This is a genomic window from Acinetobacter lwoffii (genome assembly GCF_019343495.1).
GTDB classification, from domain to species: domain Bacteria; phylum Pseudomonadota; class Gammaproteobacteria; order Pseudomonadales; family Moraxellaceae; genus Acinetobacter; species Acinetobacter lwoffii_P.
Genome location: NZ_CP072549.1, coordinates 397,522 through 410,337, shown reverse-complemented (window position 1 = coordinate 410,337; position 12,816 = coordinate 397,522). Strand labels below are relative to the sequence as shown.

The 12,816-nt window shown below is 43.4% G+C and carries 13 protein-coding genes; 4 read left to right on the top strand and 9 right to left on the bottom strand.

Annotated features, from left to right (window positions below):
* Positions 1-39: 39 nt before the first annotated feature.
* The 4 genes from hfq to tsaE all read right to left on the bottom strand — a co-directional run bounded on the left by hfq (position 40) and on the right by tsaE (position 4,049).
* Positions 40-570: an RNA chaperone Hfq gene (hfq, locus tag J7649_RS01945; RefSeq protein ID WP_148334401.1), complete on the bottom strand. Its 531-nt coding sequence runs from the start codon at positions 568-570 to the stop codon at positions 40-42.
* A 91-nt stretch (positions 571-661) separates the two neighbouring features.
* Positions 662-1,606, bottom strand: coding sequence for a tRNA (adenosine(37)-N6)-dimethylallyltransferase MiaA (miaA, locus tag J7649_RS01940; RefSeq protein ID WP_219309086.1), 945 nt, complete (start codon positions 1,604-1,606; stop codon positions 662-664).
* 6 nt (positions 1,607-1,612) lie between these two features.
* Positions 1,613-3,580, bottom strand: a complete 1,968-nt coding sequence (gene mutL, locus J7649_RS01935) for a DNA mismatch repair endonuclease MutL (protein ID WP_219309084.1) — start codon at positions 3,578-3,580, stop codon at positions 1,613-1,615.
* Positions 3,570-4,049, bottom strand: coding sequence for a tRNA (adenosine(37)-N6)-threonylcarbamoyltransferase complex ATPase subunit type 1 TsaE (gene tsaE / locus J7649_RS01930; RefSeq protein WP_219310036.1), 480 nt, complete (start codon positions 4,047-4,049; stop codon positions 3,570-3,572). Before tsaE ends, mutL begins: the two co-directional genes overlap by 11 nt.
* A 126-nt stretch (positions 4,050-4,175) precedes the next feature.
* Here tsaE and J7649_RS01925 point away from each other — a divergent pair, with 126 nt between their 5' ends.
* From J7649_RS01925 to J7649_RS01915, 3 genes are all read left to right on the top strand, one after another.
* Positions 4,176-5,084 (top strand): pseudouridine synthase, encoded by a 909-nt coding sequence (locus J7649_RS01925; RefSeq protein ID WP_219309082.1) that lies wholly within the window; start codon positions 4,176-4,178, stop codon positions 5,082-5,084.
* 114 nt (positions 5,085-5,198) lie between these two features.
* Complete coding sequence (locus tag J7649_RS01920) at positions 5,199-5,546, top strand: type II toxin-antitoxin system RelB/DinJ family antitoxin (protein WP_004645487.1); 348 nt, start codon at positions 5,199-5,201, stop codon at positions 5,544-5,546.
* A gap of 97 nt (positions 5,547-5,643) precedes the next feature.
* Positions 5,644-6,087 carry a GNAT family N-acetyltransferase gene (locus J7649_RS01915; protein ID WP_004278907.1) on the top strand — a complete coding sequence of 148 codons (444 nt, stop codon included), beginning with the start codon at positions 5,644-5,646 and terminating at the stop codon, positions 6,085-6,087.
* Positions 6,088-6,130: 43 nt separating this feature from the next.
* On the opposite strand, the gene J7649_RS01910 is transcribed toward J7649_RS01915, so the two are convergent.
* Complete coding sequence (locus J7649_RS01910) at positions 6,131-6,838, bottom strand: pseudouridine synthase (protein ID WP_219309080.1); 708 nt, start codon at positions 6,836-6,838, stop codon at positions 6,131-6,133.
* 140 nt (positions 6,839-6,978) lie between these two features.
* Between J7649_RS01910 and J7649_RS01905 the strand changes: the two genes are divergently transcribed.
* A complete protein-coding gene (locus tag J7649_RS01905; protein WP_004645490.1) occupies positions 6,979-7,431 on the top strand; it encodes a DUF441 domain-containing protein in 453 nt (150 codons plus the stop codon).
* 259 nt (positions 7,432-7,690) lie between these two features.
* On the opposite strand, the gene J7649_RS01900 is transcribed toward J7649_RS01905, so the two are convergent.
* The 4 genes from J7649_RS01900 to J7649_RS01885 form a co-directional block, all read right to left on the bottom strand.
* Positions 7,691-8,017, bottom strand: coding sequence for a gamma-glutamylcyclotransferase family protein (locus J7649_RS01900; RefSeq protein WP_219309079.1), 327 nt, complete (start codon positions 8,015-8,017; stop codon positions 7,691-7,693).
* Between the two features lie 30 nt (positions 8,018-8,047).
* Complete coding sequence (locus J7649_RS01895; RefSeq protein WP_004278911.1) at positions 8,048-9,763, bottom strand: AAA family ATPase; 1,716 nt, start codon at positions 9,761-9,763, stop codon at positions 8,048-8,050.
* A 90-nt stretch (positions 9,764-9,853) separates the two neighbouring features.
* A complete protein-coding gene (locus J7649_RS01890) occupies positions 9,854-11,860 on the bottom strand; it encodes a hypothetical protein (RefSeq protein ID WP_219309078.1) in 2,007 nt (668 codons plus the stop codon).
* A gap of 196 nt (positions 11,861-12,056) precedes the next feature.
* Complete coding sequence (locus J7649_RS01885) at positions 12,057-12,809, bottom strand: 1-acyl-sn-glycerol-3-phosphate acyltransferase (RefSeq protein WP_219309077.1); 753 nt, start codon at positions 12,807-12,809, stop codon at positions 12,057-12,059.
* Between the last annotated feature and the right edge of the window lie 7 nt (positions 12,810-12,816).

Sequence of the window (12,816 nt, the reverse complement as noted above, 5' to 3'; positions counted from 1 at the left end):
ACCTCTCATATAGAGAGGTTTTTTAATTTTCAAACTCGATTAACGATTGTTTTCATCGTCTGAAGAGTCTTCAAATTTAGTGTCGTTGTCAAAACCAGTGCCTTGACCACCAAAGCCAGCACCTTGACCACCGAAGCCACCTTGACCACCGAAGCCGGCACCTTGACCACCGAAGCCGGCACCTTGACCACCAAAGCCACCGCCTTGACCGCCGAAGCCACCTTGACCACCGAAGCCGCCGCCTTGACCGCCAAAACCACCTTGACCACCGAAGCCGCCAGCACCTTGACCGCCACCAAAGCCACCTGCAGCACCTTGACCACCGAAGCCCGCACCTTGTGGACCAGCAGGCGCGCCAGCAGGACGTGGATTACGTGCAGGTACTACAGTTGAAATTGCATGCTTATAAACCATTTGGCTTACTGTATTTTTTAATAAAACCACGTATTGGTCAAAAGATTCGATATGACCTTGTAATTTAATACCGTTTACCAGGAAGATAGATACTGGGATACGTTCCTTACGGAGAGAATTCAAGAATGGATCTTGTAAAGTTTGACCTTTAGACATGTTATAACTCCAAAAAAATTAAAAATCAGCGCAAAAACTATCTCTATTTTTCAATTAAAAATTATAAAAAAGATAGTCCCTAAATTTTGCTTTATCCGTGACAGTTTCGCAAGTCTTCTTGAGCCTGCTGTAGCGTAAAATATGTTGTAAATTTATGCTTTTCTTGCAAAGACCTTAACCACGTATATTGACGTTTTGCAAGTTGTCGTGTCGCAAATAAAGCTTTATCCTCCATTTCCCGTTGCTTTTCCTTGGTTTTATCAGCATTTTTTAAGAATTCCATAGCCTGACGATAACCCACTGAACGCATGGAAGGTAAATTTTCATTAAAATCGTATTTTTCAATTAAATTCACAACTTCATTTAAAAAACCGCTTTTCCACATAATTTCCAGACGTTGTTCAATACGCCCATGCAATTCTAACCGATCTGGCATCAGTGCATAATTATGGAAACTGTAACGATATGGTAAGTTTTTAGGTTGTTCTGCCTGTAGTTTTGTAATCGGCTCACCAGTCAATTTAAAAACTTCCAAGGCTCGAATAATGCGCTGCTTGTCGCTAACCTTGAATTTTTCACCGGCAATCGGATCGACTGCACATAATTCTGCATAAACCGCTTCCCAGCCCTCCTGCTCACCCTTGGCTTCAATCTCTGCCCGGATAGCATAGTCTGCACTTGGTAGGTTATCTGACAAACCTTCAAGCAAGGCCTTAAAATACAGCATGGTTCCGCCAACCAGAATCGGGGTTTTACCACGCACATGAATATCATCAATCAGGCGGCAAGCATCTTCGACAAAGTTGACTGCAGAATACACTTCAAGTGGACTAATAATATCAATCAGATGATGCGGATAGCGCGCCAGTTCCTCTTTAGAAGGTTTGGCTGTACCAATGTCCATTTCCCGATAAACCAGTGCAGAATCGACCGAAATCAGCTCAAATCCCCCTTGCTCATACAGTTCACATGCCAAAGCGGTTTTACCACTTGCAGTTGGCCCCATTAAATTGATGACCGGCAATTGATTGGACATGTAAAACTACTCTCCTCGAGCAAAAAGTTTATCTAGTTGAGCCAATGGAAAGGCGCGCCAAGTCGGACGACCATGATTACATTGACTGGCAAATTCGGTTTGTTCCATCTGCCGTAATAAAGCATTCATTTCAGACAAACTTAGGATACGATGCGCTCGCACTGCACCATGACAGGCCATTCCCGCCAAAATTTGGTCACGCTTCTGCAATAGGCTTTGTGCTTGATCCCCCGGATCTAAATCATTCAATAATTCAGGAATCAGGGCATCGAAATCGGCCTTGTGTAGAATAGCCGGTACACCACGTACGATAACTTGCTCATCACCATACTGATCGATTTCCAGCCCCAAACGTGCCAACTGCTCTTTCAGCTCTTCGACACGCATGGCCTGCATCCGGCTAATATTCACGACTTTTGGAATGAGCAATTGCTGTGATGTCCAGAATTCAGGTTTATCCCAAGCCGATTTCATTTGCTGCAAGACAATACGCTCATGCGCCGCATGCATATCCACAATAATCAGACCTTCGGTATTTTGCGCCAGAATATAAATGCCATGTAACTGGGCAATAGCAATGCCCAATGGATGCTCATCCACTTTAGTGTTTACATGTGTCTGAAAAGACTGCTCAGGGCTGAATATTTCGGTTTCCGAACTTTCTCTGAGCGGTGCTAAATAACTTTGCAAGGCATTATTCAGCTGCTGTGAACCAGAATAAGATTTACGGTAATCTTGGGAATAATGCACTGTTTGTGGACCTGAAGATGCAAAATCGGTCAGCACATCTGAAGTTTCATTTTCACTTAAGGCAGATGTCGTTCTCACCACCTGTGGCTGAGAATGCGCAGTCTGATGCAGGCTGAACTGTTCCTGATAACCCGGTTGCGGGGCCGTCAAGCCAGGCTGCTCATCCTGTTTCATTGCCTCGGCTAAATCTGCAGTTGCGGTCTGGAATTGTGCCAACGTTTCTTTGGCATAATGCCGTACGAACTCATGTACTTCTCGTTGATTCAGGAAGCGAATTTCATGCTTGGTCGGATGGACGTTTACATCCACATTTTCTGGATCAACTTCCAAAAACAGTAAATAAGCCGCATGCTGATGTCCATGCAAGATGCCGTCATAGGCCATCCGCAAGGCATGAGAAATGGTTTTGTCTTTGACAATCCGGCCATTTACATAGACATATTGCAGATCTGCCTGTGAACGCGCATCCGAAGGATGACCAAGCCAGCCAGACAAATGCATGTTGATACTGTCTGCATCCATCCAGTAGGCATTTTCAGTAAACTGGCGGCCAAGCAATTGCTGTACCCGCTGAAAACGCAAAGCGCCGCTATCCGCCACGGGTAAATTCAGTTTGATGCTTTCATTATGTTCCAGCACAAAACGGATATCAAAATGCGTCAGTGCCATACGGCGCACAATTTCTTCGATATGACCAAATTCAGTGCCCGGTTTTTTCAGGAATTTACGTCGTGCAGGCACATTAAAAAACAAATCCTGAACCCGAATATGCGTCCCTTTTGAAGCCGCGACCGCTTGAATTTCCTGATGATCAAAAGCCGTGCCATTGACTTCGACCTGATAACCGATGCCCTCGTCACTTTGACTGCTGATCATGGTCAGGCGTGAAACCGCTGCTATCGACGCCAGTGCTTCGCCACGAAAGCCCAGACTGCTAATCGCATACAGCTCATCAGCACTCTGGATTTTGCTGGTGGCATGACGCATCACGGCCAGCGGTAAATCCTCATGATGAATTCCGCGTCCATTGTCGATGATTTCAATTAAAGTACTGCCGCCCTGTTCGACCCGAATGATCAGCTCTGTCGCCCCCGCATCAATCGAGTTTTCCAGTAACTCCTTGACCACAGAAGCCGGACGTTCAATCACCTCACCTGCGGCAATCTGGTTGGCAAGTGCAGGATCAAGGGCACGAATACGGCGCAGACTTAAATCATTCGACATGTGAAAATTGACGCTCCAGAGCCTCTCGTAAAGCAAGATTCGATGAAATCAGGCTTGCAGTACGGGTCAGTTCATCTTCAGATTTTAAAATTTCAATAATCAGGTCAGCTTGCGGAATTTCATCACCACCTTTAGATGGCCATTCAAATAAAAATAGCGCACTCGGTGTTTCCAGGTAATCCCGGATGCCCATCAGTTCCAGTTCATACGGATCATTCAGACGATACAAGTCAAAATGAAAAATATCCTGACCATTAATTTGATAGGGTTCGACCAGTGTATAAGTTGGACTTTTCACTGAACCTTTATGACCCAACTGTTGCAAATAATAACGCGTTAAGGTCGTTTTTCCTGCCCCTAGGTCACCAATCAGATACACGACCCCCGCAGGGAAATTCTCCGCCAGAACCTTGGCCAGTTTTTGGGTATCGTCTTCATGATTTAAAGTGACACTAAATGAATAAGGCATATTACTCACGACATGATGCAAAAGAATAAATATGATAGCATCGCCACGCTTTAAAAGCCTATTCACCTGTGTGAGAAACTGTATTTTTTCACAGCATCTGCTCCTTAAGAGGTTAATCTGCCTGCCATGCAACCAACTGTTGAATTTAACCCGCCTATGCTCAATGGGGTCAGTGCCAGTAAAGTGTTTTTGCCAGCCAGTCCGGATGCACCTCTGACAGTTTTTGCTTATTTATGCACGCAATTTGCGCATATCACAGCAGATGAATGGCAGTCCCGTTTCGCCGAAGGTCTGGTCTATGATGCTCAGGGCAATCGATTAACTTCAGAAAGTCCATTTCAGGCCAATAGCCATTGTTACTATTATCGCTTTTTGGCACATGAAGTGCATGTTCCTTTTCAACATCAGATTTTATTTGAAAATGAGCATTTCATGGTGGTCGATAAACCGCATTTTTTGACCATGAGCCCGACCGGACAATATGTGCAGGAAACGCTATTGGTTCGTCTTAAAAAGCAAACCGGTAATGAACATTTAACGCCTATTCATCGGCTGGATCGTGAAACGGCAGGTGTGGTCCTGATTTCCAAATGCGTGGAATCACGTGGCCTATATCAGCAGATGTTTGCTACACGTCAAGTGCAGAAGACTTATCATGCGATTGCAGCTTATCAACCTGATTTAAAATTTCCATTGATCACGCGATTAAGAATGGAAAAGGGACAGCCTTTTTATACCATGCACGTGCTAGACGGAACGCCGAATAGCGAGACGGCGATTGATCTGCTGGAACATAATACAGAATGGGCCAAATATGAGCTGAAGCCGCATACTGGCAAACAGCACCAATTACGGGTGCACTTGAATCATCTGGGTATTCCGATTCAGCACGATCCCTTTTACCCCCAAGTAGCGCATAAAGCGGAAGATGATTTTTCAGCACCTTTAAGTTTATTGGCCAAACATATTCAATTTGTCGATCCGATCACGCAGAAAAGCATGAATTTCAGCTCGCACCTTGAATTGACACTGTAAATCTCTTGTCATTACAGATTATTTTCTAAAATCGGTCGCTTTAAGATTGAATTTCAAACGTAATTGATTAGAATAAAGGCGAAAAGTTAAGTAATTTAAAGCTTTAAAAATATTATGAGAAAAACTGAAGTTTATCAAATTCGCTTGGACTCGCAAGAGAAGAAACAAGCCTTTGCGGTATTTAAGCAATTGGGGATTACGCCAGCTCAGGCCGTGCGTCTTTTTTTCAAGCAGGTGGTGATTACCAAATCCATCCCCTTCTCGATTGAAAACCAGAATATCAATCTGGAACAGCTGATCCGGCTGCGCAAGCTGAAACAAAATGAAGCGAAAACCGAGCAAAATGCGCTTTCCAGTTCTGCCCTGAATCTACTCGATGATCAGGAGATTCAGCTGGATGATGATCATCTTGATTTATTTGAAGAACTGAATGCCATTTTGGGTGAAAGCGACAAAATTTAACATTGTTGCATTTCCGAACAATTTCTAAAGCCTGCCACTCCCAAACTTCGCTATGCTTGATGCTGATAATCAATAAAAAATTAGCATGGAGTATGCAATGCTCGTACGACGCGCCCAGTCAGCAGACCTGAATCAGCTGGCGGTATTATTTGATGAATATCGACAGTTTTATGGTACGTCTTCCAATCCTGAACTCTCTTACCAATTTTTAAAACAGCGTTTTGAAGATGGGCAAACCGTCATTTTCATTAATACCAAAGATGATACTTTTACCGGCTTTATTATCCTGTATCTGGGTTTTTCTTCAGTGGCCTGCTCGACCTATTATATTCTGGATGATGTCTATATCACCCCGGTTTTTCGGCGTCAGGGCGCAGCCAAACAACTAATTGATACCGCGATTTTATTTGCCAAACATGAACAGGCCTTAAGAATCACCCTGGAAACCCAAAAGAATAATTATCAATCGCATAAATTGTACGAATCCATGGGATTTATCAAGGATGATGAATTTCAGACCTATCACTGTTTCCTAAAATAAGTCCTAATCTTTTTAATCACATTTCAAGCGAATAAAAAAATTATTATTCTGAGCGGAATTTGGCCTGCGCCATCTGTTCTGCATTTAAATACAACCATTCTCCTTCAGCCAGTTCAGGCAAGGCCAAAACACCAATCTGTGCACGATGTAGCTGTTCAACTTTATTACCTACGGCAGCCAGCATGCGTTTTACCTGATGATAAACACCTTGATGAATGGTCATTTGCAGACGGTTCTCAGCCAATCGTGTCACTTCGGTAGCTGAAAAAATGCCTTTTTCATTTCTTAATTCAACACCTTGTTCTAGTTGCTGAATCTGTTCATCCGTGACGGCATCCGCAGTTTGCATCTGATAAACTTTGGCGACATGCTTTTTCGGATGGGTGAGCGCTTGCAGAAACTGTCCATCATCGGTCAGCAATAATAGTCCGGTGGTATCCTGATCCAGACGGCCTACACACTGAATCCCCCGATTCAGCAAAATGTCATCAAACAGGTCAAACACACTAAAATGATGCGTCGCCTGATGCGAACACTCGTAGCCTTGTGGTTTGTTTAAGGCGATATAAACTTTTTCCCGATAGGTATGACTTTTACCATAAACCTCGAAATTTAAATGATTTAAATCCAGGTTATATTTAGGATTGTCAACCACTTCATCTTGAATTGAAACAGCACCATTTTTAATCAGTTGCTGACAATGCTTGCGGGAGCCGAAACCTTGTGACTGCAACATTTTTTCCAATAGCATCTGTTTATACCTGTATCGAGTGAAGACCTGTGCATTCTATCCTGAAACAGTCATGAATTTGGTTTCTTCCGCTGTTTTCTAGGTATCATGCGTTGAAAAGCTCTACAATAGCTTTATTTTTCATTCTTTCTCTCCCGCTTATGTCGCAACTTGATCTGAATCTGATTGTTCTTTTGGTTTTACTGGCTTGCGGTATTTTCAGTCACAATAGCGCCGTCACCATTGCTGCAGCGGTGTTAATCGTTTTGAAAATCACGCCTCTCAGCAGTTTATTGCCTTATGTACAGGCGCATGGTTTAAATATCGGCATTATTATTCTGACCATTGGTGTTCTGACACCGATTGCCAGTGGCAAAATTTCAGGAGAAAGTATTCTCAAATCTTTCCTGAGCTGGAAGTCTTTGCTGGCAATCGCGATTGGGGTTTTTGTTGCTTGGCTGGGCGGACGTGGAGTGAAGCTGATGTCAAATCAGCCAGATGTGGTGGCCGGACTGTTATTAGGCACAGTGGCTGGTGTAGCAGTATTACGCGGTGTTCCAGTCGGTCCTTTAATTGCGGCTGGGATTTTATCGTTATTGATTAGTACACAATAAATGTACAAATCATCAGCGCGTATTCCCAGTATGCAATAATTTCTCAAAAATACATCACATGACCGGAAATATGCAGACCACCCGTTGATTATCTTGCGCTAAGCTCTAAAGCAATGCTTCAGGCTTGCTCAGAAGATACTATCAGATCAACGGAATACTTTATTAATTCAATCTTTTGAAACCAAGTCAAAGGAAAGTTATGATCTTTGAAGCTCTGACCTGATAAAAATTTGAAATTCAATAAATGACACACCCCAGTCTAATCTTTCAAAGCATAGACCAAACTTTCTATCGTCTGACCATTTTCCAAATATACTTTAACCGGAATACGTTGATATTCATCGCCTTCAAATACATCCAGCTCATTCCAATATTTAGGGAGATTCTCGGATATGAATACATAACCGGTAACAGTTTCTCCCGAATCACTGAGCTGAATACCCGGACTGCCCAGCTCAGCACCCCAACCGCGCTGCTGCAAATGCCCACGAATATAACCGGCTTTCCAGCTTCCCCCAATCCGTTCCATCACATGGGCATTGGGTTGCTGCGGACGAAGCGTGCCGTATACGAATAAACTGTGCATCTTAAGAACTCTTAAACATCATTTTGATGATTACTCTACAAATAGTAGTGCTAGACGCACCTGGTCATAAGCCATTTTAGGCGTAGTCAATTCCACAATCGGACGCAGCTTAATAGAACCGTCATCATTAAAATGTTCCGAATTTTGACGCTTGGTCAAGCGTTTATAAATCTTGCGCACCTGCTCCACGACCTCTTCACCCGGATGGGCAACTGAAATATCCAGTCCCTGCTCTTTATGCAAACGTCCCAAATGATTGATGATGGTTGCCGGAGTCAAACCACGTTCAGTCGCGATATCGGCAATTTCATAGCCTTCTTCAAACAGTTCACGCGTTTCATCTAACGTTGCAGTGGCATAGCTTTGTTTTCCAGCATTCTTGGCAATTTTCTTCTCATTGCGCTGGATTTCAACTTCATTCAAAGTCCCGCCACAATGTCGGATAAAGGCTTTGTGCTGCGCAGTCAAATCGACATTTTCGAAATTCGCTTCGGCTTCATCAGAAAGTTCCTGAAAACGGCGATCGGCTTTAATCGCCAGACTATCGAGCTCCAAAGCCTGTTCATTAAAGCCTTTTAAACGTAAGCCATTTAAGCTTTTTAAACGGGACAAGGCGACATAGCCCTGGCCTTTTTCAAAGGTATGACTCAGATCAATTTCAGCGGCTTCCAAAGTCATGCCTTGTGATTTATGAATGGTAATCGCCCAAGCCAGACGCAATGGAATCTGCTGGAAACTGGCAATGGTTTTACCGGCCTCATTGTCTACCGACCAGGTTTCAGGCTCAACCACCAATGTAGTACCATCGGTCAATTTGACTTTAGGCAGCACACCATATTCATCATCCTCTTCAAAACTGATGACTTCGCCCAGACTGCCATTGATATAACCCATATCAAAGTTGTTTTTTACAAACATGACTTTGGCATGTTTTTTCAAGGTTAAGGCTTCAGGCGCTCGCACTGACGATTTTAAAGTCTCGATCAGCTTTTCATTGCCATCGCACTGCGCATCAAACTGGCGTGGATCATTGTCAATTTCATTCAGATGTTTAAAGTTAATACTGTCCACATCCATATTATGCGTATACAGGCGCGTATAGGTATCGCCGATTTCTTGATGTCGCGTGGCCTGTAAAGCAGTGCGGTGTTCATGGCTAATCGCCTGCGCACGGATCGCATTCAGAATGTCATTCAAATAATCATTGCCCTGACGATGCTGCTCAGTTAGGTAGCAAACGCGAAACTTGGCTTCGACCCAGGCATCCGACATAAAGCAGAATTTGTCGCGGTTGCGCTCATCATTTTTACCGACTGGCGGTAACTGGAAAAAGTCCCCTGCTACAATCACCTGAATACCACCGAAAGCTTCATCACTTTCCTTGAAATATTTCAATACCTGATTGACCAGATTCAGCTGCTTGGCATGCAGCATTGAAATTTCGTCAATAATCAGGACTTGCGCATTTTCCAGATGTTCTTTTAAGTATTTGCGCTCTTTCATCCGCTTTAAGTCTTCTTCAGACAAAAAGTCTTTAATGCCAATGCCTGCCCAGGTATGAATAGTCATACCATTCATGTGTGTGGCTGCAATACCGGTCGATGCGGTAATCGCGACGGCGACCTTACGTGCCTTTAAATAATTAATATATTGATTCAGCGTATAGGTTTTTCCTGCACCGGCAGAACCGGTTAAAAAGACATTTTCTCCTGCTTTGAGTAACTTAAGGGCAGTTTCCTGTTTCATAAGAGCAATACCGTAAAAGAACGGCTATAGCCTAACGATTTTTAGCGGAAAAGTTAAGCGTCATGGAGGAAAACAAGCTGTATTGAACTGTCAGGCCTGCAAGTTGAGCCAGTTAATAAAATGCATGGCGATATTACTGTATTCAGCTTCTGCTTTCTGGTTATTCGGATATTCCAGCTGATCAAAAATCACCTGTCCATTCACCAATTGACATCCCAAGATCAAAGGTAAACGTACGGCAGGATGAGACATACGAAAGGCCACATACTGCCCTTCCACAATTTGCTGAGCATAGCTTGCCGCCAGACAGTTCCTGAAAATTTTAGATTCCTCTAAAATCCGATCCAAAGTTTTAAGCTCTTCAAAACGCCAGTTAAAATACAGTAAAAATGAAACCTGAGTGATTGGTGTCCAGTTCACCAGTGCGAACTGTTTTTTCAGCTTGGCGATCATTTCCTGCTTTTGAACCTGATCATGCCAGACGACCGCCTGATTAAACAAACTGGTCCAGCTCAGATTTTTCGGTATTTCTGTATGGCTGGAAAAATACTCTACCAGATAGTCACGCACATAACTGTCAAATAGCGACTCACGTACATGCCCGCTTTGCAAATAAAACAGCTGCCTGAACTCAGTAAAAGGAATGCGATAGCGGTGCAGAACATTATAGAAATCACGATTCTGCTGGCTTTGAGGCTGAATATACACCAGAACCTCATCGGGTAAATGCGCCGTAATTTTATATAAATGCTGCATATACGCCTGCATCACCCGGCTCAAGTTCAGATAAACCTTTTTAGTCAGCTGATCATCCATTTTAACCACATTGCGCAGCAGCTCCATCCATTCGTCCAGATACAGGATTGAAGGGCTAATCGCAATCCGCTGATCCTCAATCGATTGGCGTGTGCCTTTTAATACCACCGCCTGATTATACTGATGCTGAAACCAGTCATGCTGGATGGCATATTCATGCATGCTATGAATAAACAATCGCGCCGAGACATATTGAAAATATTGTAAAGTCGCCAAAATAATCTGGGGATGAATATGATGGCTGTCTACAAAACTTAAGGCAGTTACTGCAACGCGTACACTGCTATGCTGGATATTATTACTGATCCAGTCCAGTACCTCGGCCGGTTGCTTGAAGATCCAGTTCACGGCACGATGACAATCAAATAGTGGCAATCGGGCTACTTTTTTCTGCCATAAATACGGATGATTTTCCAGGAAATTCCGTTTGGATAATAAATCATCCCGATGCCACACGTCCCGGTTCATCAATCGGACAAAACCGAGCAAATTACTTTGCTCCTCAGCATGCCGATATAGCAAACAGATATCATCAGTATGATCATTCAATTCATGCAGATTAAAGCGCTCTTCAAAAGACAGCGACATAATCCGGAACAGTGCCGGAGGCAAAAACTGTGCGGCGCTAAAACAGAACTCATCCAGACTGTCCATCAATGACTGGATCGACAGGAATTCATCCTGCTGTAGACACTCCAAAGAAAAAGCCTGTTGCAAGCTTTCAAGAATCTGCTGTGGAATCTCTTGTTCATCCTGAATAAAGTTTTGCATGACAGGTGCTGTATACAACCCGGCCTTGATCAGCTGCTGGTCGATAATCTCAGCTTGAACAATCGACATTTGCTGCAAAAATTCGGACACCCGTTCCAGGCCATTAACCCACGCATAAACCTGAGCTAGGATAAGCTGACGTAACTGTTTGGCTTTGTCGCGTAAATACAGCGAATGCTGTGGTTTTAAATCGCCAGTCAGGAAATAGATATCCTGTAAAAAGAATTCCTCCAGGGCTTCTGCCTTACATTGCTGAAAATAAAAATGACTGTCAACCAAAGCAGGTGCAGCTCCAGAGTCTAGTGCATAGGGAGTATGAAACTGGATATAAAACAGACCATCCAGCAATTCAATCCGGCACTGATCCTGCTGAATTTTTATTAAATTTTGTGCATTCAGATGACCAATTATTGCCATCTGATCAAGATAAAGCTGGTTCAGCTCTGGAGAAATCCGTAAACATTGTTGTGCCAATAACCTTAAAGATGCTACCAAGCTTTCCTGTTCCATACGTACACCTCGGTCATCTTAGAATCATCTTATTTTTATATTGGATCATGCTGAGTCCTTGATCGCCAATCAGTGAACACTTAAAAATACATTATGGCATCACTTGCACTATAAAACAGTCCATGCATCCTCATTGCTAAAAATAGAACATCTCAATAGATCATAGCCTAGATTTTACAGGAAGAATTTTTCTGTTTTAGTCTTGCTGACGTAGCGCCTTAAGCTCGGCCAAGCCGGTATAAATATGTTGCTGCAAGCTGTGTCGAAATGCAATCAGCTCTTCCTGAGTCTGAACCTGAGCAATCGATTGTCGCGGCATAAACTGAAAATAAAATGGCAGGCGTTTTGGGAATAATCGTTTAGGCAAAGATGGAATCACATCGCCCTGACGTAATAATTTATTGAGTTGTGGTACTTTGAGGAGTTTTTGAAAATATTTATGCTGGATGATCTTATTGGCATCAAAGCCAATCTCATAGACTTCATCCCCACCAAGCGCAGCAAAAGGGACAATGTCATAGTTAAATTCCTGAGCAAGTCTTAAAAATCCGTAGCGTTGCTTCCAGATCAGCTGATACTGTTCACCCTGACGTTTGAGTACCTCACGCCCACCTCCTGGAAACACCAGAATCGAGTAGCCCTGCTGCATCACAGCACGTACATAATGCTGGATGCCATCGACTGCCCCAAACTTTTTCACGGCTTCACGCCATAAGGGCACATAAAAATGGCTATGATCCGCAATACTGACCACAGCCACCTTATGTTCGTTATAGAGATAATCAATCAGCATCGGCGAATCAAAGATGCCGTACATGGAATGATTACCGACATACATTGCAGGCCGACTGGCATCAATATATTCAGCCCCTAAAAAGGTAGGGGTAAAATATAATTTGGATAAGCCACTTAAGCGTCTAATCCATTGCCCATCATGTTTGACCTGCAAGCTGTCT